The 24376-nt window shown below is 71.3% G+C and carries 26 protein-coding genes and 1 pseudogene; 6 read left to right on the top strand and 21 right to left on the bottom strand.

The window, feature by feature from the left end:
- Position 1: 1 nt before the first annotated feature.
- The 5 genes from CLV43_RS46705 to CLV43_RS46685 all read right to left on the bottom strand — a co-directional run bounded on the left by CLV43_RS46705 (position 2) and on the right by CLV43_RS46685 (position 3159).
- Entirely contained in the window at positions 2-505 is a 504-nt protein-coding gene (locus CLV43_RS46705) for a shikimate kinase (RefSeq protein WP_106197025.1), read from the bottom strand.
- Positions 502-1701 (bottom strand): chorismate synthase, encoded by a 1200-nt coding sequence (gene aroC, locus CLV43_RS46700; RefSeq protein ID WP_106197024.1) that lies wholly within the window; start codon positions 1699-1701, stop codon positions 502-504. Before aroC ends, CLV43_RS46705 begins: the two co-directional genes overlap by 4 nt.
- 12 nt (positions 1702-1713) lie before the next feature.
- A complete protein-coding gene (locus tag CLV43_RS46695) occupies positions 1714-2283 on the bottom strand; it encodes a prepilin peptidase (protein WP_106197023.1) in 570 nt (189 codons plus the stop codon).
- A gap of 187 nt (positions 2284-2470) precedes the next feature.
- Entirely contained in the window at positions 2471-2926 is a 456-nt protein-coding gene (locus CLV43_RS46690; RefSeq protein ID WP_106197022.1) for a PTS sugar transporter subunit IIA, read from the bottom strand.
- Complete coding sequence (locus tag CLV43_RS46685) at positions 2923-3159, bottom strand: PTS sugar transporter subunit IIB (protein ID WP_106197021.1); 237 nt, start codon at positions 3157-3159, stop codon at positions 2923-2925. Before CLV43_RS46685 ends, CLV43_RS46690 begins: the two co-directional genes overlap by 4 nt.
- Positions 3160-3313: 154 nt before the next feature.
- On the opposite strand from CLV43_RS46685, the gene CLV43_RS46680 reads away from it, so the two are divergent.
- Genes CLV43_RS46680 through CLV43_RS46670 form a run of 3 tightly spaced genes read left to right on the top strand, consistent with a single transcriptional unit; the run spans position 3314 to position 5690 of the window.
- The gene (locus CLV43_RS46680) at positions 3314-4093 is read left to right on the top strand and encodes a GntR family transcriptional regulator (RefSeq protein WP_106197020.1); all 780 of its coding nucleotides are present in this window, start codon (positions 3314-3316) and stop codon (positions 4091-4093) included.
- On the top strand, positions 4090-5385 hold the full coding sequence (locus tag CLV43_RS46675) for a PTS transporter subunit EIIC (RefSeq protein WP_106197019.1): 1296 nt from the start codon (positions 4090-4092) through the stop codon (positions 5383-5385). The genes CLV43_RS46680 and CLV43_RS46675 overlap by 4 nt, the downstream gene beginning before the upstream one ends.
- Positions 5386-5420: 35 nt before the next feature.
- Positions 5421-5690 carry an HPr family phosphocarrier protein gene (locus CLV43_RS46670; protein ID WP_106197018.1) on the top strand — a complete coding sequence of 90 codons (270 nt, stop codon included), beginning with the start codon at positions 5421-5423 and terminating at the stop codon, positions 5688-5690.
- Between the two features lie 462 nt (positions 5691-6152).
- Here CLV43_RS46670 and CLV43_RS46665 read toward each other — a convergent pair whose 3' ends face one another.
- From CLV43_RS46665 to CLV43_RS46640, 6 genes are read right to left on the bottom strand one after another with little or no spacing between them, the layout of a single operon-like run.
- Complete coding sequence (locus tag CLV43_RS46665; RefSeq protein ID WP_106197017.1) at positions 6153-7004, bottom strand: shikimate dehydrogenase; 852 nt, start codon at positions 7002-7004, stop codon at positions 6153-6155.
- A 3-nt stretch (positions 7005-7007) separates the two neighbouring features.
- Positions 7008-8234 carry an endolytic transglycosylase MltG gene (gene mltG, locus CLV43_RS46660; RefSeq protein WP_106197016.1) on the bottom strand — a complete coding sequence of 409 codons (1227 nt, stop codon included), beginning with the start codon at positions 8232-8234 and terminating at the stop codon, positions 7008-7010.
- 49 nt (positions 8235-8283) lie between these two features.
- Positions 8284-8799 carry a Holliday junction resolvase RuvX gene (gene ruvX / locus CLV43_RS46655; protein ID WP_106197015.1) on the bottom strand — a complete coding sequence of 172 codons (516 nt, stop codon included), beginning with the start codon at positions 8797-8799 and terminating at the stop codon, positions 8284-8286.
- Entirely contained in the window at positions 8796-11468 is a 2673-nt protein-coding gene (gene alaS / locus CLV43_RS46650; RefSeq protein ID WP_106197014.1) for an alanine--tRNA ligase, read from the bottom strand. The genes ruvX and alaS overlap by 4 nt, the downstream gene beginning before the upstream one ends.
- Positions 11469-11528: 60 nt before the next feature.
- Positions 11529-11831: a hypothetical protein gene (locus CLV43_RS46645; RefSeq protein WP_106197013.1), complete on the bottom strand. Its 303-nt coding sequence runs from the start codon at positions 11829-11831 to the stop codon at positions 11529-11531.
- Positions 11828-12232, bottom strand: a complete 405-nt coding sequence (locus CLV43_RS46640) for a DUF948 domain-containing protein (RefSeq protein ID WP_106197012.1) — start codon at positions 12230-12232, stop codon at positions 11828-11830. Before CLV43_RS46640 ends, CLV43_RS46645 begins: the two co-directional genes overlap by 4 nt.
- Positions 12233-12381: 149 nt before the next feature.
- On the opposite strand from CLV43_RS46640, the gene CLV43_RS46635 reads away from it, so the two are divergent.
- Entirely contained in the window at positions 12382-12993 is a 612-nt protein-coding gene (locus tag CLV43_RS46635) for a GNAT family N-acetyltransferase (protein ID WP_245887551.1), read from the top strand.
- A 9-nt stretch (positions 12994-13002) separates the two neighbouring features.
- Here the strand turns inward: CLV43_RS46635 and CLV43_RS46630 are convergent, their stop codons facing one another.
- The 4 genes from CLV43_RS46630 to CLV43_RS46615 are packed head-to-tail and all read right to left on the bottom strand — an operon-like array spanning position 13003 to position 16235.
- Entirely contained in the window at positions 13003-13560 is a 558-nt protein-coding gene (locus tag CLV43_RS46630; RefSeq protein ID WP_106197011.1) for a GNAT family N-acetyltransferase, read from the bottom strand.
- Positions 13553-14113, bottom strand: a complete 561-nt coding sequence (locus CLV43_RS46625; protein ID WP_106197010.1) for a GNAT family N-acetyltransferase — start codon at positions 14111-14113, stop codon at positions 13553-13555. The genes CLV43_RS46630 and CLV43_RS46625 overlap by 8 nt, the downstream gene beginning before the upstream one ends.
- Positions 14110-14841 (bottom strand): SAM-dependent methyltransferase, encoded by a 732-nt coding sequence (locus CLV43_RS46620; RefSeq protein WP_245887550.1) that lies wholly within the window; start codon positions 14839-14841, stop codon positions 14110-14112. Before CLV43_RS46620 ends, CLV43_RS46625 begins: the two co-directional genes overlap by 4 nt.
- Before the next feature lie 41 nt (positions 14842-14882).
- Positions 14883-16235, bottom strand: coding sequence for a replication-associated recombination protein A (locus tag CLV43_RS46615; protein ID WP_106197008.1), 1353 nt, complete (start codon positions 16233-16235; stop codon positions 14883-14885).
- Here CLV43_RS46615 and CLV43_RS46610 point away from each other — a divergent pair.
- The gene (locus tag CLV43_RS46610; RefSeq protein ID WP_106197007.1) at positions 16171-17913 is read left to right on the top strand and encodes a restriction endonuclease; all 1743 of its coding nucleotides are present in this window, start codon (positions 16171-16173) and stop codon (positions 17911-17913) included. The two genes, CLV43_RS46615 and CLV43_RS46610, sit on opposite strands and share 65 nt — an antisense overlap.
- Positions 17914-18000: 87 nt before the next feature.
- Positions 18001-18639: a nucleoside/nucleotide kinase family protein gene (locus tag CLV43_RS46605; protein ID WP_245887549.1), complete on the top strand. Its 639-nt coding sequence runs from the start codon at positions 18001-18003 to the stop codon at positions 18637-18639.
- A 225-nt stretch (positions 18640-18864) separates the two neighbouring features.
- Here CLV43_RS46605 and CLV43_RS48355 read toward each other — a convergent pair whose 3' ends face one another.
- From CLV43_RS48355 to CLV43_RS46580, 6 genes and pseudogenes are all read right to left on the bottom strand, one after another.
- Positions 18865-19638, bottom strand: coding sequence for an energy-coupling factor ABC transporter ATP-binding protein (locus tag CLV43_RS48355; protein ID WP_170156317.1), 774 nt, complete (start codon positions 19636-19638; stop codon positions 18865-18867).
- 21 nt (positions 19639-19659) lie between these two features.
- A pseudogene (gene cbiQ / locus CLV43_RS48350) lies at positions 19660-20256 on the bottom strand (cobalt ECF transporter T component CbiQ); the annotation flags it as partial.
- A gap of 54 nt (positions 20257-20310) precedes the next feature.
- Complete coding sequence (locus CLV43_RS46595; protein ID WP_106197004.1) at positions 20311-20598, bottom strand: PDGLE domain-containing protein; 288 nt, start codon at positions 20596-20598, stop codon at positions 20311-20313.
- Positions 20595-21287 carry an energy-coupling factor ABC transporter permease gene (locus CLV43_RS46590; RefSeq protein WP_106197003.1) on the bottom strand — a complete coding sequence of 231 codons (693 nt, stop codon included), beginning with the start codon at positions 21285-21287 and terminating at the stop codon, positions 20595-20597. Before CLV43_RS46590 ends, CLV43_RS46595 begins: the two co-directional genes overlap by 4 nt.
- Positions 21288-21544: 257 nt before the next feature.
- Positions 21545-22918 (bottom strand): hypothetical protein, encoded by a 1374-nt coding sequence (locus tag CLV43_RS46585; RefSeq protein WP_106197002.1) that lies wholly within the window; start codon positions 22916-22918, stop codon positions 21545-21547.
- 90 nt (positions 22919-23008) lie between these two features.
- Positions 23009-23983, bottom strand: a complete 975-nt coding sequence (locus CLV43_RS46580; protein ID WP_106197001.1) for a transposase — start codon at positions 23981-23983, stop codon at positions 23009-23011.
- Positions 23984-24376: the final 393 nt, after the last annotated feature.

The raw sequence follows: 24376 nt of genomic DNA, 5'->3' as shown, positions 1-24376 counted from the left end.
GTCAGCGCGGTTCGAGCACGGCGTCGACGACCTGCTCCGGTTCGAGGCTGTCGGTGGCGACCTCGATGGTCGCGACCTCCCGGTAGAGCGGGAGCCGCGCGTCCAGCAGCGCCTTGAACGTCGCCCGCGGGTTGATGCCGGTGAGCAGCGGCCGCGAGTTCGACAGGCCGGTGCGCTTCACGCCCTCGGCCATGCCGACGTTGAGGAACACCACGGCGTGCCCGGCCAGCAGCTGCCTGGTCGCGGCGGACAGCACCGCGCCGCCGCCGAGCGCCAGCACGCCCTCGTGCGTCTTCAGCCCGTCCGCGACGGCCTGCTCCTCCATCGCCCGGAACACCGGCTCGCCGTCGGAGGTGAAGATGTCCGAGATCGGCTTGCCCGCCGTCGCCACGATGTCCTCGTCCACGTCGCGGAACGGCACGCCGAGCCGTTCCGCCAGCAGTCGGCCGACGGTCGTCTTGCCCGCGCCGGGCGGACCGAGCACCACGTAGACCGGCGTGCTCACAGGCCCTCCCAGCGGGCTTCGAGTGCTTCGAGGTAGGACGCCACGTTGCGCCTGGTCTCGTCGATCGAGTCGCCGCCGAACTTCTCCAGCGCCGCCTCCGCGAGCACGAGCGCGAACACCGACTCCAGCACGACGCCCGCGCGCGGCACCGCGCACACGTCCGAGCGCTGGTGGATCGCGACCGCGGCCTCGCCGGTGCGGACGTCCACAGTGGACAGTGCTTTCGGGACGGTCGAGATCGGCTTCATCGCGACCCTGGCGCGCACCGGCTCGCCGTTGGTGATGCCGCCTTCGAGCCCACCGGCGCGGTTCGACCGGCGGCTGACGCCGGACGGGCCCTTGCCGCGGTCGATCTCGTCGTGGGCCTGGCTGCCCCACCGGGTCGCCGACGTGAAGCCGTCGCCGATCTCCACGCCCTTCATCGCCTGCACGCCCATCAGCGCGGCGGCCAGCCGCGAGTCGAGCCTGCGGTCCCAGTGCACGTGCGAGCCCAGGCCCGGCGGCAGGCCGTAGGCGATCACCTCGATCACGCCGCCGACCGTGTCACCGGCCTCCTTGACCGCCTCGACCTCGGCGACCATGGCCGCGGTGCCCGCCGGGTCGAACGCGCGGACCGGGCTCGCGTCCACCGCGTCCAGGTCACCGGGGCCGGGCACGGCCGAGCCCTCGGGCGTGGAGGCGCGGCCGATGGAGACCACGTGGCTGACGATGTCGACGTCGAACACCTGCTTGAGGAAGCGCCGGGCGACGGTGCCGAGCGCGGTGCGCGCGGCCGTCTCGCGGGCGCTCGCCCGCTCCAGCACCGGGCGGGCCTCGTCGAAGCCGAACTTCTGCATGCCCGGCAGGTCGGCGTGGCCGGGCCGCGGCCTGGTCAGCGCCTCGTTGCGACCGGTCGGCTTGAGCAGGCCGGGATCCACCGGGTCGGCGGACATGACCTTCTCCCACTTCGGCCACTCGCTGTTGCCGATGGTGACCGCGATCGGGCCGCCCTGGGTGAGGCCGTGGCGCACACCCCCGAGGATGGCCACCTCGTCGGCCTCGAACCCCATCCGCGGGCTGCGGCCGAAGCCCAGCCTGCGGCGTTCCAGTTGGACGGTGAGGTCCGAGGTGGTGACCTCCACCCCCGCGACCATGCCTTCCAGCACGGCGACGAGAGCGGGCCCGTGTGACTCCCCAGCGGTGATCCAGCGCAGCACGGGAGGATCCTTTCACAGGGTGAACACCGCGATGACCCAGGTCGAGGCCAGCAGTCCGGGTCCGTGCGGAATCCCGCCATTCGGACGGCCGAGCGCCACCAGCAGGGTGAACGCGGAGGCGAGCAGGGCGCCGACCGGCACCGCCGCGTAGGAGACCGCGCCCAGCACGGCGCCGAGCGGGGCGGCCAGCTTCACGTCGCCGCCGCCGAGCGCCGAGGGCGCGAGCAGCCGGACGACCAGGTGCGCGGCGCCCAGCAGCAGACCGCCGACGGCCGCGCGGAGCACCACCTGCGGACCGGCGGGCAGCAGGAGCGCCACCGCGACCGGGTAGGCGGGCAGGGTCAGGGCGTCGGGTAATCGCCGGTGGAGCAGGTCGGTCGCGGTGAGCAGCACCGCGAGCCAGCCCAGCGCCAGCGTCAGCGCGAGCCAGTGCGGCGGCGGGTGGCGGAGCGCGGCGACCGTCCAGAGCAGCGACGTCGGCAGGGCGCACCAGAGCCAGTGCACGTCCGCGCCGCGGCGCAGGCGGCGCAGCAGGAGGGCGCCGGCCGTGCCGGCCAGGAATCCGAGAGCGGTCCAGTGCATGCGTCCACGGTCCGGCCCAACCCCGCCGTCCGGCAAGGACGAGCACCGCCGAACGGACCGTTCACGGAGTCCCGGACGGGTGAACCTGGTAACGGGGGTTCACCGGATCGACGCACGGAACCCTTGCCAGGCGTCACGCGGGTGCCCTTCGATGCGCCACATGCGTCGAAGGGACACCCGCGTGAGGTCAGCGCTGCCAGGAGAAGAGCTGCTCACCGACCCCGACGGTCGAACCCTCGGCGAGGTCGCCGAGCCCGTCGGCCGGGGCGTCCAGCGCGATGACCGGGCAGATGGGCGCGAACCCGGCCGCCTCGACCTCGGCCGGGTCCCAGCTGACGACGGTCTGGCCCGCGCGCACGGTCTCGCCCTTCACCACGTGCAGGGTGAAGCCCTCGCCCTTGCGCTTGACCGTGTCGATGCCCAGGTGCACGAGCACCCCGGCGCCGCTCTCGGTGGCCACGACGAACGCGTGCGGGTGCAGCGTGACGATCGTGCCGTCGACCGGGGACACCACGTCCGCGGCGACCCTGTCCGGTTCGACCGCGATGCCCGGACCCACCATCGCCTGGGCGAAGACCGGGTCGGGCACCTCGGTCAGCGGGACGACCCGGCCCGCGACCGGGCTGCCCACGCTGAGCGTCACAGGAGGTCCTCGATGTCGCTGGCGATCGTGTCGGCCTCCGGGCCCACGATGACCTGCACGACGTTGCCCTGACGCATGACCCCGTGGGCTCCCAAGGACTTCAGCGCCTTTTCGTCGACAACCGAACCGTCGTTGAGCTCACACCGCAGGCGGGTGATGCACGGCTCGATCTCGATGATGTTGGACGCCCCGCCGAGCGCAGCGAGGATCTTCTCCGCCTTCTCGTCAGCCACTTCGTGTCCTCTCTCGACTGGTGACACCGCTTGGCCACGGTCACGTAACGGCGGTTGACACCCGCTCCGCGCGGAGAGCATTCTCCCCGCACAAACTGGTCTAGACCGGAAAGTACCAATGAGGTCGTCGGCAAGCGAGCGCGGGGAGGTGCACATGGGCGAGAGGGAGACTCCGACGAGGATCGTCGACGGTCCCAAGCCCAAGCACGCCCAGCTCCGCGACATCCTGCGCAGGCTGGCCGAGCAGGAGCTGCCCCCCGGTTCGCCGATCCCGTCCGAGCGCGACCTGGCCGACCGGTACGAGGTGTCGCGCATCACCGTACGAGCAGCCGTCGGACAGCTCGTCGCCGAGGGTCTCCTGACGAGGGCCAAGGGGCGCGGCACCTTCACCGCCCGCCGCCGGTTGGACGTCCAGCTGTACCTGGAGTCCTTCACCGACGACATGCGCAAGCGCGGCATGATCCCGGCGACCGAGGTCCTGAGCTGCGACGAGGCGCTCCCGCCGGACTCCGCGGCGAGCGCCCTCGACCTGCCCGCACGGGAGCGGGCCTACCAGCTGGTGCGCCTGCGCCGCGCCGACGGCGTCCCGCTGGCCGTGGAACGCGGCTGGTACAACCCGCGGATCGTGCCGGAGCTGCGCCGCCACGACCTGTCGACGTCCCTCTACACGTTGATCGCCGACACCTACGGCGTGCAGCTCGACCACGCCAAGCAGACGGTGTGGGCCGAGAGCGCCGACGCCGAGACCGCGAAGCTGCTCGGCATCCGCAAGGGCAGCTCCCTCCTCGTCTTCCGCCGCGTCGCCAGCTCGCATGGCAGACCGGTGGAGGACATGACTTCCTGGTACCGGGGCGATCTTTACCAGGTGACGATGCAATTGGACCGGACCGTCCCGGGTTCCGGACCGCACTCCGCCAAGGGAGGTACTCGATGAGCGCCAGCGCCCCACAGGTGACCGGCGGTCGTGAGATCAAGGGACTCGCCACGCTCCAACGCTTCGGTCGCAGCCTCATGCTGCCGATCGCCGCGTTGCCGGCAGCCGGTCTCTTGTTGCGACTCGGTCAGGCCGACTTGCTCGGCAAGGACGGTCTGGGTTGGGACAAGGTGGCCGCGGTCATCGGCGCGGCAGGGGATTCCATCTTCGGAAACCTCCCCCTGCTCTTCGCCGTGGGCATCGCGATCGGCTTCGCCCGACGCGGCGACGGCTCCACCGGCTTGGCCGCCGTCGTCGGCTACGTGGTGCTCCAGGGCGTGTTCAAGGCACTCTCGCCGCTGGTCCTCCCGCTCGCCGAGGGCGCTCTGCCCGCCGATCAGAAGTTCATCGACTACCGGGTCCTCGGCGGCATCGTCGTCGGTCTGATCACGGCGGTGCTCTGGCAGCGGTACCACCGCATCAAGCTGCCCCCGTACCTGGCCTTCTTCGGCGGTCGCCGGTTCGTGCCGATCATGGTCGCCGGCGTGATGATCATCGTCGGCGTGGTCCTCGGCCTGCTCTTCCCGCTGTTCAACAGCGGCCTGACCAGCCTGGGCAACGCGATCACCGGCAGCACGATCATCGGCGCGGGCCTCTACGGCATCGTGAACCGCCTGCTGATCCCGCTCGGCCTGCACCACATCGTCAACAACGTCGTGTGGTTCCAGTTCGGCGACTTCACCGACGCCACGGGCAAGGTCGTCCACGGCGACATCAACCGGTTCCTGGCCCACGACCCGTCCGCGGGCACGTTCCAGACCGGCTTCTTCCCGATCTTCATGTTCGCCCTGCCCGCCGCCGCGCTCGCCATCTGGCAGACCGCTCGCCCGTCGCAGAAGAAGATCATCGCGGGCATCATGGGCTCCGCGGCACTGACGTCCTTCATCACCGGTGTGACCGAGCCGCTCGAGTTCGCGTTCATGTTCGTGGCGTGGCCGCTGTACCTGATCCACGCGGTCCTGACCGGCACCTCGCTGGCCATCGCCAACGCGCTGGGCATCCACGACGGCTTCTCGTTCTCGGCCGGTGCGATCGACTTCATCCTGAACTGGAACATCGCCACCAAGCCGTACCTGCTGATCGTGCTCGGCCTGGTCTACGCGGCGATCTACTACTTCCTGTTCCGCTTCGTCATCACCAAGTGGAACCTGAACACCCCCGGCCGCGAGGACGACGAGGACCCGGAGGCCGACCCCAGCGTCGTCACCGCCTCCGAGACCTCCACGACCTCCGGCAAGCCGCTGAGGGACTGACTCCCCTCGGGGAGCACCAATGGAAAGGACGGATCATGCCTGAGCGACGGGTCACCGTGGCGAGCAAGGTCGGCCTGCACGCCCGCCCAGCCGCACTGCTGGCGAAGGCGGCGGCAGGTCAGCCGGTGAAGGTCACCATCCGCAAGGACGACGGCCAACCGGTGGAGGCCGCAAGCGTGCTCGGCCTGATGACACTCGGCGCGATGCACGGCGACGAAGTGGTGCTGACCGCCGACGGCGAAGGCGCGGACGCCGCGCTCGAAGCCATCGCAACAATCATCTCCACCGACCTCGACGAGGGCTGATTCGCCCGAGCCGCACCAAAAAGAGGCCGTGTGTCCACAAAGGACACACGGCCTCTTGGCATCCAAGACAAACAAACGGCACCATGCGACGCTTACCAAGCAAAGCGAAGCGAAGCAAGCACAACCCCCTCCACATTGGGCGCAGCCCGCCAGCGCGCATCCGGCGCGAAGCGCCTGGGGCCTTGTCCGCCGCGCAGCAAGGATGCCCTGTCCGACGCGAAGCGAGGATGCTTGGTCCGACGGCGCAGCCGAGGATGCCTTGTCGAGCGAAGCTCGATGCTTGGTCAGGCGAAGCCTGATGCTTGGTCAGGCGAAGCCTGATGCTGGCGAAGCCAGACTTCCCCTCTGCCCCCGATCCACAGCACCCTCCTGCCCGATCTTCGTTGTCAAGATGGCTTTATCGTCTTGACAACGAAGATCGGGCATTGAGACAATCGCGCGCCGGGGCTGGGCTTCCCACCATCACCCCACCGGCAACGGCAACAAATCCCCCGTAGCCGCCCGAAGCGCCTTCCTCATCGCCTCCCGAGGCGCTTCCCGCCCCGTGAACTGCTCCACCTGCCCGAACGCCTGGTGCAGCAACATGTCCAGCCCCGTGGCCATCGTCCGCCCACGTCCCATCACCGCGACCCCCAACGGCGTCGGCCACGGGTGGTAGATCACGTCCAGCAAACAGGGCGCCGAGGCGAGCAGATCCGCCACCGGCTCCGTGGCCGAGGGCGGCACCGTGCTCACCACCACGTCCACCGCCCCGGCGAGCGCCCCGAAGTCGGCCTCAGCCCACCCCACAAGGGACAGCGCGATCCCCAGCCGGGAAGCGCAGGCGACGGCCTCCACCACCCGCGCCACGTCCCGCACGACCAGGTCCACCTCGGCCACACCCAGTTCCGCGAACGCCGCCAGCGCCGCGGTGGCCGTCCCCCCGGCCCCGAGCAGCAGCCCGCGTCCACCACCGGAGGACCCGCCGGAGAACCCGCCCGCGTACCGCAGGGCCCCGACCACGCCGTCCACGTCGGTGCAGTCCGCCCGCCACCCGCCGTCGACCCGCACCAGCGTGTTCGCCGCACCCACCACCGCGGCCCGTTCCGTCACCGACGAGGCGACGGCCAGCGCCGCGCGCTTGCCCGGCATCGTCACCGACAGCCCCACCCACGACGGGTCGAGCCCGGCGACCAGGCCGGCCACTCCGACCTCGTCGCACTCGAGGCGCGTGTAGGTCCAGTCGAGACCGAGCGCCTCGTAGGCGGCGTTGTGCAGGACGGGCGACAGCGAATGCGACACCGGCGAACCGATGACGGCGGCACGGGACACCACGACTCAGAAGACGCCTTCCGCGCGAGCCTTGTCGACGGCCTTCTCGTGCTCGTCCAGGGTCTCGTTGAAGCACGAGGTGCCGTCCTTCTGGCACTTCACGAAGAACAGCCACTTGCCGGGTTCCGGCTTGATCGCGGCGGCGATGGCCTCGCGGCTGGGCGAGCCGATCGGGGTCGGGGTCAGGCCGGGTTTCACGTAGGTGTTGTACGGGCCCGCCGCCTCTCGGTCGGCGTCGCTGGTCGTGATGTTCGGCTTGTCCAGCTTGTAGTTGACGGTGGAGTCGAGCTCCAGCTTCTGGCCGATCGCGAGCCTGCTGGTGACGACCCTGGCGACCTTGCCGAAGTCCTTGCCGATGCCCTCCTTCTCCACGAGGGAGGCCATCACCAGGATCTGGTAGGGCCGGAAGCCGGTCTCCTTGCTGCCGGAGGGGATCCCGTAGCTCTGCAGGCGGGTCGCCGACGTCGTGATGACGCTCTTGAGCAGCTCCACCGCCGTCGCGCCGGGCTTGAGCTGGTAGAGGCCGGGGGCGATGAGGCCCTCGAGGCGGCGGTCCTTCTCGACGTTGGCCGCGTCCGCGAGCGCCCAGTCCGGGATGCCGAGGGCGGCCGGGTCGGCGGTGTCCGCGGCGGTGCGCAGCTCCTCCGGGGTGACGCACTTCTTCACGCCGTCCAGCTCGACGCAGCTGGCCTCCGAGAGCAGCGAGAGGATGCCCTTGGTGACCTTGCCGTCACCGCCGGTGATGTCGTGCAGGACGTTGCCGCCCTTGACCTCCAACGGCGTGATCTTGGTCTTGGGGTCGATCATCCTGGCGACCGCGGCCGTGCCCGACATCTTCGTCTTCATCAGGTAGAAGCCGGGCTGGATCGAGGTCACCCGGTCGTCGGTCTTGCCCGCCTCGGTGAACGCGCGCGAGCTGGCCGTGACGCCCTGCTCCTTCAACGTGGTCGCGATGGCGGTGACCGGGTCGCCGTCCTTGACCTCGATGACGACGTCGGTCTCGCCCGCGCCCTCGTAGTCCTCGAACGAGCCGATGCCCCGGAGCTCCTGGTAGCCGTAGTAGGCCCCGACACCGCCGATCCCGAGCACGAGCGCCACGACGACCCACAGGATCGTCCGCTTGCGCCTGACCTTGGCGCGGCGGGCGGCCACGGCCGCCTTGCCACGCGCCGGTCGTGGGCGTTCGTCGTGGTGCGCGTCGGGATCGGTGAACAACCCGAGGTCGTCCGTCACGAGCTCTCCTCGCTAACGCTCGGACGCAGTGCCGAGCCGATGAGCTCGCTCACGTGCCGTCCTTCGCTCCGGGGGCTCGACCCTCCTCAGCGGATCGAGCCACGAATCGCGCGCGTGCGTCGAGCCAGGACTGCAGAATCTCCACCGCAGCGGCCTGGTCCACGACTGCACGTTGTTTCTTGCCCCGCACCCCGCGTTGCGCCAGTACACGGCTCGCGACGACCGTCGTCAACCGTTCGTCGGTGAGCCGTACGGGTACCGGCGCTATCCGACCGGCCAGCTCCGCAGCGTACGCGGTGGCCAGCTCGGCGGCCGGTCCGTGCCGACCGGCCAGGGTCCTCGGCAATCCGACCACGACCTCGACCACGTCGTGCTCGGCTATGAGCCCGGTGAGTTCCGTCAGGTCCCCACCGTTCTTTTCGTCACGCACCAGAGTAGCGAGTGGGGTGGCGAGGAACGGCGTGGGATCGCTGATCGCGACGCCCACCCGAACGGACCCGACGTCGACGGCCAGCCGCCTGCCGCGGCCGGGGTCGTCGACGCCGGGTCGATCGGGGCTGGTCAACGGGCTTCGACCGCGCGGTCCAGCTCGGCGCGCAGGGCCGTGATCGCCGCCGGGATGCCCGACGGGTCGGTGCCGCCGCCCTGCGCGAGGTCGGGCTTGCCGCCACCGCGGCCGCCCAGCGCCGGGGCGAACGCGGGCACGAGCTTGCCCGCGGCCAACCCCAGGTCACGGGCGGCGGACGTGGTCGCCACGACGAAGCTGGCCTTGGCGCCGTCCGGCGCGAACAGGGCCACGACGCCCGCGCGGGAGCCGAGGCGGTTGCGCACCTCGGAGCCCAGCGTGCGCAGGTCGGCCCCGGACGTGCCCTCCGGCAGCGCGAGCGCCACCAGCGCCACGCCGCGGACGTCCAGCGCGCTGTCGGCGAGCTGACCGGCCGAGGACAGCAGCTGGGCACCGCGCAGGCGCTCCAGTTCCTTCTCGGCGACGCGCAGCCGCTCCACCAGCGCCTCGACGCGGCCGGGCACCTCGGCGTTCGGCACCTTCAGCAGTCCCGCGACGTTCTGGACGAGCGCGCGCTCCTGGGCGAGGAAGCGGAACGCCTCGATGCCGACGTAGGCCTCGATGCGGCGCACGCCGGAGCCCACGGACGACTCGCCGAGCAGCGTGACCGGGCCGATCTGGGACGAGTGCTCGACGTGCGTGCCACCGCAGAGCTCGCGCGACCAGGGGCCGCCGATCTCGACGACGCGCACGGACTCGTCGTAGGTCTCGCCGAACAGGGCGACCGCGCCGAGCTCCTGCGCGCCGTTCATGTCCGTGTAGACCACTCGGACCGGCAGGTCCTTGCGGACCGCGAGGTTCGAGACCTCCTCGATCTCGCTGCGGGTCTCGTCGGACAGGCCGCCGGTCCACGCGAAGTCGAGCCGCAGGTAGCCGGGCTTGTTGTACGAGCCGCTCTGCAGCGCGGACGGGCCGAGCACCTGGCGCAGGGCGGCGTGCACGACGTGCGTGCCCGAGTGGCCCTGCCGGGCCCCCGTGCGCCACTCCTGGTCGACGCGGGCCTCCACGTGCTGGCCCTCGGCGATCTCGCCGCTGACCACGCGCACCTGGTGCACCCACAGCTTGCGGGCGACCTTCTGGACGTCCACGACCTCCAGCTCGGCGCCGTCGGCCACGATCACACCCGCGTCGCTCTCCTGGCCACCGGACTCGGCGTACAGGGGCGTGCGGTCGAGGACGACCTCGACGATCTCGCCCTCGCGGGCGGAGCGGACCCGCTTGCCCTCGCTGACGATGCCGCGCACGGTCGCCTCGGCGGCGAGGTCGGTGTAGCCGACGAACTCGGTCGCGCCGAGGTCGAGCAGCTCGCGGTAGACCGTCTGGTCGCCGTGGCCGGTCTTCTTGCCCGCCGCGTCGGCCTTGGCGCGGGCGCGCTGCTCGGCCATCAGCTTGCGGAAGCCGTCCTCGTCCACGGTCAGGCCCGCTTCCGAGGCCATCTCCAGCGTGAGGTCGATCGGGAAGCCGTACGTGTCGTGCAGCTGGAACGCCTTGTCGCCGGGCAGCGTGGCGCGGCCGTCGGCCTTGATCTGGTCGGCGGCGGTCTCGAAGATCCGCGACCCGGCGGCCAGCGTCTGAAGGAAGGTGTCCTCCTCCGCGCGCATGATCTGCTGGATGCGGACGAAGTTCTCGACCAGCTCCGGGTAGGCCTGGCCCATCGTGTCCCGGACGACCTCGGCGAACGTCGGCAGCACCGGCTCGGTCACGCCCAGCAGGCGCGAGGAGCGCACGATGCGGCGCAGCAGCCTGCGCAGCACGTAGCCGCGGGCCTCGTTGCCGGGGGTCACGCCGTCGCCGATCAGCAGGACGCTGCTGCGGGCGTGGTCGGCGATGACGCGGAACCGCACGTCGTCGGTCTTGTCGGCGCCGTACTTGCGGCCGGACAGCTCCTCGGCCCTGTTGATGACCGCGCGCACCAGGTCGGTCTCGTAGACGTTGTCCACGCCCTGGAGCAGGAACGCGACCCGCTCGACGCCCATGCCGGTGTCGATGTTCTTCGCGGGCAGCTCGCCGAGGATCGGGTAGTCCTTCTTCGCGCCACCCGGTCCGCGCTCGTTCTGCATGAAGACCAGGTTCCAGATCTCCAGGTAGCGGTCCTCGTCGACGACAGGACCACCCTCCTGCCCGAACTCCGGACCGCGGTCGTAGTAGATCTCCGAGCACGGGCCGCACGGGCCGGGCACGCCCATCGACCAGTAGTTGTCCTCGACGCCGCGGCGCTGGATGCGCTCGGGCGGCAGGCCCGCGACCTTCTGCCAGAGGTCGAAGGCCTCGTCGTCGTCGTGGTAGACCGTCGCCCACAGGCGCTCCGGGTCGAACCCGTACCCACCGTCAGCCTGGGACTTCGTGATCAGCTCCCAGGCGAGCCGGATGGCGTCTTCCTTGAAGTAGTCGCCGAACGAGAAGTTGCCCGCCATCTGGAAGAACGTCAGGTGCCGGGTGGTCTTGCCGACCTCTTCGATGTCGCCGGTGCGCACGCACTTCTGGACGCTGGTGGCGCGCTTGTAGGGCGCCGGGGCCTCACCGAGGAAGTACGGCTTGAACGGCACCATGCCCGCGTTGACGAACAGCAGGTTGGGGTCGTCCAGCAGCAGCGACGCGCTGGGCACGACGGTGTGGCCCGCGCGCTCGAAGTGGTCGCGGAAGCGCTTGATGATCTCGTGGGTCTGCACGGGGAAGTCCTTCAGGGGTATTGCGGTCGGAGGGGCGCGGGAAGGCGAACGGCGAGTGGCTCAGCCGTCCGCCCGACGCGCTCGCGCGCCGGTGCCCCTGCGCGGGGCGGGCTCGGTCGAGTACCGGCCGGGGGTGAACCCGGTCTGCCTCTCGACGGACTCCTGCAGCTCGTGCTCGCGCTCGGACATCCCGGCGCGCACCTCGGCGCCGAAGGAGCCCAGCGCGCTCGCGAGCTCGCGCAACCCGTTGCCGACGTTCTCGCCGATGCCCGCGGGCGTCGCCTGGTGGGCGACCTGCCCCGCCTTGCGCACGACGAACACCCCTGCCGCGGCACCCGCGGCGAACCAGAACAGCCGGCTCATCGCTTGCCCCCGCGGGGACGGCGGCGGGTGTGCTTGTTCGGGGACTCGGCTGCCTTGCGGCGGGCGCGGACGGCCTTGCTCACGCCGTAGGACAGCGCGGCGGCCTTGACCAGCGGTCCGCCCAGCGTGGCGGTGAACAACGAGGTGAGCGCGGAGACGTTGCCGGTGACGGCGCGGGCGTTCGCGGTGATGCCGTCGACGCGTTCCAACTGCGTGTTCACGTGGGTCAACGTCTGGTTGGCCTCGGTGAACAGCGGGTCGGTGTTCTCGTGCGCCTTGCGGATCGCGATCGTGGCCTCGTCCAACGTCTTGCCGAGCTTCAGCAACGGAATCGCCAGCAGCAGCACGAGCAGCACGAAAGCGCCTGCTGCTACCAGCGCGGCGATCTGCCCTGGCGACACTGATCCTCCTGGGGAACGCAAGATGTGGAAGGGTCACAAGGTTAGCGTGCGTCCCCCGAATGGACCCGATTGGATCGCCGTTGGTCCGACTAGCGTGGTCACCGGCAGTGAAGTGATCGTTACAGCGGACTGGAGGACCGGTGCGCCCGGTGACCAACCTGGACGACTACCGCGCCGTGTCGAGGCCTGGTGCGAACCGTCCGCTGGAGCACGGTGACCTGCTCGGGGTGCCCGCTCCCCCGCTGCCGGAGCTGACCGGCGGGTGGTCGGCGCGCCGGGTCGACCCGGACACGTTCGACCTCCAGCTGGTGCACGGCTGGATGCAGTCGCCGCACGTCGCGGCGTTCTGGCAGCAGGCGTGGTCGCGCGAGCTGTGGGACGCGGAGCTGCGCCGCCAGCTCGCGGGCGTGCACTCGCTGCCGTGCCTGGTGGGCCGCGACTCGACGCCGATGCTGTACCTGGAGATCTACCGCGCGGCCCGCGACCAGGTGGCCCGCTGCTACCGCGCCCTGCCGCACGACCTGGGCGTGCACGTGGCCGTCGGCGACCTCGCGCTGACCGACCGGGGGCTGGTGCGGGCGGTGCTGCCGGTGCTGACCGCGGCCCTGTTCGCCGCCGACCCGGAGTGCACCCGCGTGCTGCTGGAGCCGGACGTGCGCAACAAGCGGGCGATCGCGTCGTTCCAGGCGGGCGGGTTCGAGCCCGTCGGCGAGATCCTGCTGCCGGGCAAGGTGGCGCTGCTGATGATCCACTCCAGGTAGGGGGCCTCCTCAGCCGCCGCCGGACGACCGCTGGAGCCACTCGGCCCTGGTGAGCGCGTACTCGACCTCGCCGTGCCCGCTGCCGTCGATCGGGTGCGCCCAGTCGAGGTGGAAGATCCGGACCTGCTTGAGCCCGGCCTTCTCCATGACCCGCCTCGACCCGGTGTTGACCACCATGGTCTCGGCGTACACGCGGTCCAGTCCCTGCTCGGTGAACCCCCGCTCCACGAGCGCCTTCGCGCCCTCGGTCGCGTAGCCCCTCCCCCAGCAGGCGCGGGTGAGGCGGTAGCCGAGTTCGGCGTGGCCCGGCCGTTCGTCCGGGCGGACCAGGAGCGACAGCCAGCCGAGGAACGTGCCCGCCCGGTCCTCGGCCGCCAGGACGCCGAGTTCGGGGTGGTCGACGTGCCGGCGCAGGAACTCCAGCACCTCGGCGCGTGGGGTGGGGACACCGCCGGTGAGGTACCGCATGACCTCCGGGTCGCCGTCGAGCGCGACCAGGTCGTCGGCGTCGGACTCGGTGAAGCGGCGCAGCACCAAGCGCTCGGTCTCCAGGACCGGGTCAGCCACCGGCGGCCTCCCACTCCTGCCGGGTGAGCGCGTACTCCACGTCGCCGTGCTCGCTGCCCTCGATCGGGTACGGCCAGTCCTGGTGGAAGATCCGGACCTGGCGGAGGCCCGCCTTCTCCATGACCCGGCGGGAAGCGGTGTTCACGACCATCGTCTCGGCGTAGACGCGTTCGACGCCGAACTCGCGGAAACCCTTGTCGATCAACGCCTTCGAGCCCTCGGTGCCGTAGCCGAGACCCCACGCGGCCTTGGCGAACCGGTAGCCCAGCTCGACGTGGCCCGGCGGGTCGTGGGGCTGCGGGCGGAAGTGGAACCAGCCGAGGAACGTCCCCGCGCGGTCCTCGGCGACCCAGAAGCCGAAGCCCGCGAACCGCTCGTAGTAGGCGAAGTACGCGGGCAGGTGGTCCTCGACGATCTCGGCGCGCGGGGTCGCGACCCCGCCGGTGATGTACCGCATCACGTCCGGGTCGCCGTCGAGCGCGACGAGGTGGTCCGCGTCGGACTCGGTGAACCGGCGCAGCACCAGGCGTTCGGTCTCCAGGAAGGTCGTCATGCCCGTGCCAGGGTCAGGTAGGCGAAGCCGAGGTAGCCGCGGTAGCCGTGCAGCCAGAGGTCGCGGTGGTCGTCCACGACCTTGCGGACGGCGGCGGCCTCGGGGTGGTCGGGGTGCTCCAGCAGCCAGCGCTCGCGGCTCGCGCACCAGCGGGACTCGAAGCTGTCCCACTCGTCCTGGTTGGCCGTGGCCAGCGACAGGAGCCGGAACCCGGCGGCCATCGCCAGGTCGACGAGTTCGCCGATCGTGCCGTGGTCGTCGGGTTTCGCGCCGAAGCGCTCCAGGAGGACGTCGCTCGGCGGCTTCTCCCAGAACGCGTCGCCGAGCAGCAGCTGCCCGCCGGGTCGGATCCGCCGGTGCATGGCCGCCAGGGTCTCGCGGGTGTGGCCCCAGGCGTGGCTGGAACCGATGGACACGGCCACGTCGACCGGCTCGGACTCCCACGTCGTGAGGTCGGCCAGTTCCAGCCGGACGTTCTTGCCGAGCCCGCGCGAGGTCGCGTTCGCCCGACCCCTGGCGATGCCGGTCTCGTCGCCGTCCACGCCGACGGCCCGCGCCGTCGGCTCGTGCTCGACCATGCGCAGCAGCAGTTCCGCCCAGCCGCAGCCGTAGTCGACGATCTTCTGCTCGGCCAGCCGCAGGGTGCCGATCAGCTCGTAGGCGCGCGCGTCAGACATAGGGGCGTTGAAGTCGAGGAGGGCGTGGCCGTTCACGGGTGCGGGAGTCACCGGGCCACGGTGACACCGGTTCCCGGGAACGGCCACCGGATTTACTCCTCGCCGCGGATGACCCTGCGCAGCTTCGGCAGCCGTTCGGACAGCACGCGCTCGCCGCCGCGCGGGGTCGGCTCGTAGTAGTCGCGGCCGACCAGGTCGTCCGGCGGGTACTGCTGGGTGAGCACGCCGCCGGGCACGTCGTGCGGGTAGCGGTAGCCCTGCGCGTTGCCGAGCTTGGCCGCGCCCGCGTAGTGGCCGTCGCGCAGGTGCGCGGGCACGGCACCGGTCGCGCCCTGGCGGACGTCCGCCATCGCGGCGCCGATCGCGGTGGTCACGGCGTTCGACTTCGGCGCCGTCGCCAGGTGGATCGCGGCCTGGGCCAGGTTGAGCGTGCACTCCGGCATGCCGATCGTCTGCACCGCCGACTGGGCGGCCGTCGCGACCAGCAGCGCCATCGGGTCCGCCATGCCGATGTCCTCGCTGGCGTGGATCACCAGGCGGCGCGCGATGAACCTCGGGTCCTCGCCCGCCTCGATCATCCGGGCCAGGTAGTGCAGCGCGGCGTCCACGTCGGACCCGCGGATGGACTTGATGAACGCGCTCGTCACGTCGTAGTGCTGGTCGCCGTCGCGGTCGTAGCGCACCGCCGCCCGGTCGACCGTCGCCTCCAGCAGCGGCAGGTCGACCACGCCGTCGTTCTCCTGCGCCGCCGAGTCCGCCGCCGCCTCCAGCGCCGTCAGCGCCCGCCGCGCGTCACCGCCCGCGAGCCGCACCAGGTGGTCCTCCGCGTCCTCCGCCAGGCTCACCTTCCCGCCCAGCCCCCGCTCGTCGGACACCGCCCGGCGGATCAGCTGCCGGACGGCCTCGTCGGTCAGCGGCTTGAGCTGCAGGACGAGCGACCGGGACAGCAGCGGCGACACCACCGAGAAGTACGGGTTCTCCGTCGTCGCCGCGACCAGCAGCACGATCCGGTCCTCCACGGCCCCGAGCAGCGCGTCCTGCTGCGTCTTCGAGAACCGGTGCACCTCGTCGATGAACAGCACGGTCTGCTCCCCCGACCGCACCAGTCGCTTGCGCGCCTCGTCGATCACCGCCCGCACCTCTTTGACCCCCGCGGACAACGCCGACAACGCCGAGAACCGCCGCCCCGTCGCCTGCGACACCAACGTCGCCAACGTCGTCTTGCCCGTGCCCGGCGGCCCGTAGAGCATCACCGAGGCCGGCGCCGCCCCCTCGACAAGCCGCCGCAACGGCGCCCCCGGCCCCAACAGGTGGTCCTGCCCGACGACCTCGTCCAGGGTCGCCGGCCGCATCCGCACCGCCAACGGCGCGTTCGCCGCTATGCGCGCCTGCCGCTCTTCCGGATCGACCCCGAACAAACCCTCGTCGAACAGCCCTTCGTCCACGTGCCCGAACCTACCGGGGAGGTACGACAGGGACGAAAGTTACACGCTGGGTATTCGGTCGAACACGGTTAGCATCGATTCCGCGGCGAACAGGGGGCTGACCGATGGCGACCAGGAGTGGCGGGCAGGCGGAGTTCAACGACAGCAGCGCGCGGCCGAACGCGAGCGGCTCAGGCGCCAGCGGGCGGTCGAGGCGGACCGAAAGGCCGAGGACAAGGCGAAGCGCGAACGACACCTGGCCAAGCGGGCCGCGGCCGTCGAGCGCAAGTCGGCCGAGGTCTCCGGACGGGTCGCCGAACTGTCGTCGATCCTCACCGGCGGCATCGCCAGGCGGGCCCGGTTCGACGTCCGCTCGCTGCGCAGGCGGGCCGACGTGCCCGCACTCGACCTGGGTGAGCTCGCCCGTCCACAAGCCAGGCCGGACTGGGAGCAGTTCGCACCACGACCGCCCGGCCCGGTGGGTCGCCTGTTCGGCGGTCGAGGGCGGTACGACACCCGGCTGGTCGAGGCGCGGGCTGCCTTCGAGCTGGCCAACCAGCGCCACGACGCGAAGGAGGTCGCTCGACAGCAACAGGTCGTCGAGCTCCGCCGGAAGCACGACGAGGAGCGGAGGCGGCTGGAGAACGAGGTGGCCGAGCACAACCGGGGAGTCGACGAGCTGGCCAGGGCCCTGCGGAGCAGGGACAGGTCCGCGGTGGAGGACTACCTCGTCCGCGTGCTCGCTGCCACCCCGCTCCCGGCGAAGTTCCCGCGGCACAACGAGGTGACGTTCAACCCCAACGGCGAGCAGGTCGTCGTCCGCGTCGAACTGCCTCCGCGCGACGTCGTTCCTGCGGTCCGCGGGTACCAGTACGTGCGGACCAAGGACGAGGAACGCCCCCTCCCCCGTCCGGCGAAGGAGATCGGCGAGCTGTACCGGTCCGTCGTCAGCCAGGTGTCGCTGCTGTACGTGCGCGATCTGTTCGACGCCGATGGGAAGCTGGAGACCGTCGGGTTCAACGGGCACGTGCGGGCCACCAACCCCGCGACCGGCAAACGGGAGTTCCCCTGCCTGATCAGCCTCCAGGTCGAGCGGACGAGCCTGGCGGAGATCGACCTGGCCCACGTGCGGCCCGACGTGTGCCTGCGCCACCTGGACGCCCTGGTCTCGCCGCACCCGTACGAGCTGGAACCGATCAAGCCCCTGCTGGACTTCGACCTGAGCAGGTACGCGTTCGTGGACGGCTTGGACGCGGTGTCGCTGCTCGACTCCCGTCCGGACCTCATGGACATGTCGTACACGAACTTCGAGCACCTCGTGAAGCAGGTGTTCGAAGCGAGCGGCCTCAAGGGGTGGACGACGCAGCAGAGCAACGACGACGGTGTCGACGCGGTCATCGTCAACGAGGATCCGCTGGTCGGCGGCCTCTGCGTCGTGCAGGCCAAGCGCTACAGCAAGGTGGTGGGCGTGAGCCACGTCCGCGAGCTGGTCGGCGCCATGGACGAGAAGCGCGCCGGACGCGGGATCCTGGTGACCACGTCCTGGTTCACCGCGGGCTGCTGGACCAAGGCCGCCGAGAACAACCGGATCGAGCTGATCGACGGACCGAGGCTGATCCACTTGATCAAGCAGCACCTCGGCAAGGAGGTCCTGATCGGGATCAAGAACCGCCCGAAGGAGACCGGACCGAAGCCCTGACGGAGATCGCGCAGGTCACAGCCCTGATCGTGGTCCGGTGTGCCAGAATGGCGTTCCGTGCCGTCATCTCCCGTTCACGCGCGCGCCGTGTTGCTCGCGGGCCCCTCCGGCTCCGGCAAGTCCCATCTCGCCGCCCACCTGGGTTGGCCGGTCCTGCGGTTGGACGACTTCTACCTCGACGAGGACGACCCGCTGCTGCCCCGTGACGCCGCCGGGCGGCCGGACTGGGACGCGGAGGGGTCGTGGGACACCGGGGCGGCGTTGGCCGCGGTGGTGGAGTTGGCGCGGGTCGGACGGGTGGAGGCGCCGACGTACTCGATCGGCGAGAGCCGCAAGACCGGGTGCCACGAGGTCGTGCTGGGGGACGCGCCGGCGTTCATCGCGGAAGGCCTGTTCGCGGACCGGTTGGTGGCCGGGTGCCGGGAGGCGGGGGTGCTGGTGGACGCGATCGTGCTGGCGCCGAACGCGGGGGTGACGTTCGCGCGGCGGTTCGTGCGCGACGTGGTGGAGGCGCGCAAACCGGTGGGGGTGCTGGTGCGGCGGGGGCTGCGGTTGTTGCGGGAGCAGCCGGAGGTGGTGCGGCGGTGCGCGGCGGCGGGGATGCGGGTGCTGACGCCGAAGCGGGCGCGCGGTGAGCTGGAGGCGCTTCGGGTGCCGGTGCGGGTTCAGGTCGTGGCCAGGAGCTCACGTGACCGGTGGACGTCCCGGGCGACCTCCCCTACGTAGAACTCGGCAGGCAGGTCGCCGTCCAGCGAACCGGGCACGATGGTGGGGTGGTAGCCCACGATCCCGGCGGCACGCGCTCGTTCGTTCGCGAGCACCGGCCCCGCCCTCACCTTCGCGGCGACGACCCTGGACCGGTTCCTCGCAGCCGCGAAGGACGGCAGGCTCCGCGGCTGGTGACCAGTCGCGCCGGACCAGCGTGAACGGCCCGGTGCCACAGGTCGCGAGCTAGTCCAGCCGGAACCCGTAGGGCAGCTCCAGCCGGTGCGCCGCCAGCAGTTCGGTGTCCGCCAGGATCTCGCGGGTCGGGCCGTCGGCCACGACGACGCCGTCGTCGATGACCACGCTGCGGGTGCACAGCTGCAGGGCGTAGGGCAGGTCGTGGGTGACCATGAGCATGGTGCGGTCCAGTCCCAGCAGGACCTCGGCCAGCTCGCGGCGCGCCACCGGTTCCAGGTTGGCCGACGGTTCGTCGAGCACGAGGATCTCCGGGTCGCACGCGAGCACGGTGGCGAGCGCGACGCGGCGGCGTTGGCCGCCGGACAGGTGCAGGGGTGAGCGGTCGCCGTAGGCGCCCATGCCGACGGCGTCCAACGCGGACCGCACACGGGCGTCGAGCTCGGCGCCGCGCAGGCCGAAGTTGGCCGGGCCGAACGCGACGTCCTGGCGCGCGGTCGGCATGAACAGCTGGTCGTCGGGGTCCTGGAACACCACGCCGACCCGGCGGCGGATCTCCTTGAGGTTGGCCTTGTCGACGGGCAGCCCGGCGACCTCGATCCGGCCGGAGCCGCCGGTGATGACGCCGTTGAGGTGCATGACGAGGGTGGTCTTGCCGGCGCCGTTGGGGCCGAGCAGCGCGACCCGCTCACCGGGGCGCACGCGCAGGTTCACGCCGAACAGGGCCTGGTGGCCGTCGGGGTAGGCGTAGGCGAGGTGCTCGACCAGCAGGGCGGTCCCGGACCCGACGACCCGTTCGGGCGGCGGCGTGCTGGTCCCGGTCATCTCGGGCATCGTGCCACTCCAGCCGCGGGACACCATCGCGAGGTGCACGCGCTCGCCGCGTTCGTAGGAGCGGATGAACAGGCTGCCGATGCCGCGGGCCGTGGCGCCGAGCTGCCACAGGAACCGCGGGTCGTGGCCGCGCGAGATGCGCGCGACCCGCATCCGCTGGGCCTCGCCGACGATGACCTCGGCGTAGCGCAGCATCAGCGTCGCGATGGTGATCAGCACCGACGGCGTGCGCAGGCGCTGCATGCCCAGCAGCAGGTCGTGCGGGGCGGTGGTCGCGGCGAGCGTCAACGACACCAGCACGCCGATCGTCCCCTTGGCCAGGATGTTCCACCCGGCCAGCGCGCCCTCGACGGACACCGCGACGCCCAGGAGGTCGACGCGCCTGCCGTGCCCGACCAGCGGGAGCAGCACGGCGAGCACCACGAACGGCACCTCGATCAGGGCGCGGGCCGCGAACCAGCGCACCGGCACCCGCGCGACCCACCACACGGCCATGATCGCGAGCAGGTAGACCCCGAACGCCCAGAACGCCTCGCGCGGCGTCGCGACCACGCACAGCACGGCCGCGAAGGCCGCGACGATCTTCAGCTGCGGAGGCAGCCGGTGCACCGGCGAGTCACCGGGCCGGTGCAACACACCGTGCCCGTGGCCGGCGCCCACCTCCTACTTCCCCTGCGGGGAACGCTTGCGCAGCAACCAGAACAGCCCGCCCGCCAGCGCGAGGGTGGCGACCACGCCGAGCACGCCCGCGACCCCGGTGAACCGGTCGTCGCCGCCCACCGCGTAGTCCGCGAACAGCGACCCGCTCAACGGGCTGTCCTTCGCGTGCTCCGCGATGCCGTGCACCTCGGTCACGTGGTCGAGACCGTCCGGGTTGGAGTTCGCGAAGTACGAGACGAAGCCCGCCAGCACCAGCGAGACGATCGCGAACCCGATGAAGAACCGCTTCATGCCCTCAACTCCAGGTTCTGCGGGGTGGTCCTGCGGAGCAGGTAGACCAGATCGGGGCGGATCGAGGACACGGCCGTCACCGTCGCCGCCGTGATCAGCCCCTCGCCGATGCCGATCAGCACGTGCACGCCCACGATCGCCGCGGCGACCGTGCCCAGCGACACCCCGCCCTGGCCGCCGATCGCGTACTCCAGCACGAACCCGCAGGACGCGACCACCGTGTTGACCAGCGCGGACACGAACGCCACCGCCGCGATCCCGCCCTTGCCCCTGCGGGCCAGCCCACGCAGCGCCATCGCGACCAGGTACCCGGTCGCCGTGCCGATCAGGGCCATGTTCGTGACGTTCGCGCCGAGCGCGGTCACGCCGCCGTCGGCGAACAGCAGGGCCTGCAGCACCAGCACGATCGTCACGCACAGCGCGCCGACCCACGGCCCGACCAGGATCGCCGCCAGCGCGCCGCCCAGCAGGTGGCCGCTCACGCCGGGCAGCACCGGGAAGTTCAGCATCTGGGTGGCGAACACGAACGCCGCCACCAGCCCGGCCATCGGCGCGGTCTTGTCGTCCAAGTCGCCGCGGGCCTTGGCCAGCGCGATCCCGACCCCCACGACCGCGACCACGACGAACAGCAGCGACGTCGGCGCGTTGAGCAGGCCGTCGCTCATGTGCATTGCGATGGTTTCGGACACGGGGTCACGGTAGTTGCCAACCACCCGTTGTGGCCAGGGCGTGGCAACAAGTGTGCCGCCGGATACCGCCGGTCGGGTAGGGGTGGGCCGGTCGCACAGGTGGCGCTCGTACGTCGCCGGTGTCAGCCAGGTCACGTGGCCGCGCGGCACCGGAAGCCCTCCACCGCTGCCGTGTCGACAACGCCCCCCCTGTCCGACCGGCCCAGCACGACCAGCTCGTCGGGGCACGGGCCCGTGCCCCGACGAGGGTCAGCCGGTCACACGGCCACCAGGCGCCTGCGCTCCACCTGCCCGACCTGCTCCGCCCGCGCGGGCGGGTAGTGCGACAGGTCCACGCCGAACGCGTTCAGCTTCGGCACGTCGGCCGAGACGCCGCCGTCCAGCACGGTGTCCAGCTGGTTCTGGGCGTCCTTGTAGTTCGCCGCCTGGGCCTTGTCGAGGAACGCGGTGAAGGACTTGTACTCGGCGGTGGTCTTGTCCAGCACCGCGGCCGCGACGGCCGTGACGTAGGCCTCGTACCTGAAGTTGAACGTGATCTTGCGGACCGTCGCGCAGTCCGAGGTGAACTCGCTCTGCTGGGAGTCGACGGTGAGGTGGTAGTACTTCAGCTTCGGGAAGTACCGGTAGTCCGGGGCGCCGTCGGAGTTCTGCTGGACCGCCTCGTGGCACTGGCCGAGCAGGTCGACGGAGTAGGTGCGGACGCGGTCGTCCCAGCTGGTCCGCAGGGTCGTGCCGACGCCGCTGATGAACGCCGTCACGCCGCCGATGACCGAGCTGGGCACGGTGACCGCGTCGAACAGCAGCTTGACGAAGTCCGCGCTGAACTCGGCCACCACCTGGGTCTCCGAGTAGGTCTCCTCGGTGATCGCGTAGTCGGTGAGCCCACCGGTCTCCTGGAGCAGGTACTGCATGTAGTGGGTGACCGTCAGGTCCCACTGCGTCGCGGGCTTCGGGTCGCCCTTCAGCGGGGTGATCTTGCCGTTCTGCATGGCGGTGAACACCTTGACGCGCAACGTGGAGAAGAAGTTCGCGATCTTGTCGAACACCTCGGTGCCGGTCTTGTACTCGGCGCTGTGGTTGACCAGGTCGGAGGACAGGTTGACGAACGAGATCAGGCCGTCGGAGTCCTGGAAGGCGTTGGCGGGCGCCGCGGCGACGGCCTCCACCGGCTCGGCCAGGATCGCGGCCAGGCGCTCCTGCGCCACCGCGAGCCCGCCCGCGGGTGCCGCGCCCACGTCCGTCCCCAGTTCGTTCGGGGGCACGGACGGCGGGTGGCAGTCGACGCGGTTGGTGGTGATGCCGGGGACGTACGGCGGCGGGACGGCCGGGACCCAGAAGTAGACCCCGCCCGGCCGGTACTCGCTGCCGTTGGGGTTGACCCTGGGTTCGGGCGACGTGCTCGGGACGCCGACGACGAGCGTCGGGCGCTCCCAGAACCCCGGCGGGTTGGTCGACACCGGGACCCACCAGGAGCCGGTCGCGAGCCTGGCCACCTCGTAGTGCTCGTGGTAGGAGGTCGACCACGACCAGTGCGTCATCCGCCTGAACCTGCCGCCGCCCGCGTATTCGTACACCGCGACCCCGTTCCAGCTCGAGATCGTGGTTCCGGGCAAGTAGAGCGTGTTCCACATAGGACTGTCCTCCGGTCCGGCGCGGCCGTCGGCGGCGCGCGCCGGACCAGTGTGTGGCTCTCCGCACCCGCCCGGCATCGTCCCGATCGACTACCCCGTGTCCGACAACCGCAGCTCCACCCAGCCGCCACCCGTGCGCGTGACGCCGTCGGCGAGCCGGTGCGCCCGTGCCATCGCCGGGTCCACCGCGGTGCACAGCCGGGACAGGACGGCGTCGGCGGACATCCGGCGGTGCCAGGTCCAGATCGTCTGCCACGGCCCGAACGCGACGGGCACCTCGCGCCAGGCGATCCCGCACCGGTACCGGTAGAGCACGCCCTCCACCATCGACCGCGCGTCCGCGAACGGCCGCCCCGGTCGGCCGGTCCGGGCGGGGAACAGGCCCCGGACCGGTGACCAGTCGTCGTCGGACAGCAGCCGGAACCGCCGGACGAAGCCCGGCGGCGGGGTGTTTGTCGGACACGGAGCCGAGTGGTCGGCGAGGTTCAGCTCGCGCCAGCCCGACCGCCCGGCGGCCGCGGCGGCCAGTTGGGAGGACACGCCGAGCTTGAGCAGGATCGACCGGATGTGCGCGCGGGCGGTCGCGATGGTCACCCGCTCCTGCCGGGCGATCTCCGCCGCCGCCCGGCCAGCGGCCAGGCCGGTGAGCACGGTCCGCTCGCGCGGGGTGAGCCGGTCGAGCCGCTCGCGCAGCCGGGCGCGTTCGCACAGCTCCCGCACCAGCTCGGTGGAGCGCGTGGTCGTGGTGAGCCCGCGCTGGACCGCGGCGAGGAGGTCGGGCACCGGGAGGTCCCGGTCGACCACGCTGGTGGCGCCCGCGTGCACGGCCACGATGAGCTCGTGCGGGCGGCGCACCGAGCCCACCACCACCGTCGGCAGCGCCCGCGCGACGCACTCGGCCACCACGTCGGTCGAGGACGTCCCGTCGTCGTGGATGATCACGGCCGCGCACTCGGCCACCCCGGCGGGCTCGTGCACGCAAGTCCACCCGAGCGTCGAGAGGCCCGCGGCGAGGACGGCGCGCAGCAGCCCGGTGCCCACCAGGCGCACAACGCGCACGTCCACGTGGGACAGCGGTCCACCTCCCCGAGCCGGTCGCCGACGCGACGGTCGCCGCTCGGCCCGGTCGACAGCAACGGGATCGGGGCGGAGGTAGCTCTTCGGGTGAACCGACGGCCTCTCGAACGGGAACCGCGGCCCAGGGCGTGCGTCGAAGTCTCGTTCGATGGGAGTCGCGCCTGAGGTGGTTCCTGGCGGTGCGGCCGACTGGCCCGCATACCGCTGTTGTATGCGGGCCAGTCGGCCGTGCCCCCAGGGGCCGCGTCAGGCCCGGCTACCGCGAACACGGACTTCGATACACGCCCTAGTAGGACTTCGTTAGGTGCTGTTGAGCTGGGGTTTTGTTGGACTGCCTGTGGGCTGGACGGGTTGTCGGCAGGTATGGCAGCAACCTGTCCA

This window comes from Umezawaea tangerina (assembly GCF_003002815.1).
GTDB classification, from domain to species: domain Bacteria; phylum Actinomycetota; class Actinomycetes; order Mycobacteriales; family Pseudonocardiaceae; genus Umezawaea; species Umezawaea tangerina.
Note: the sequence above shows the minus strand (reverse complement) of the source record. Positions and strands in the feature narration are given on the sequence as shown.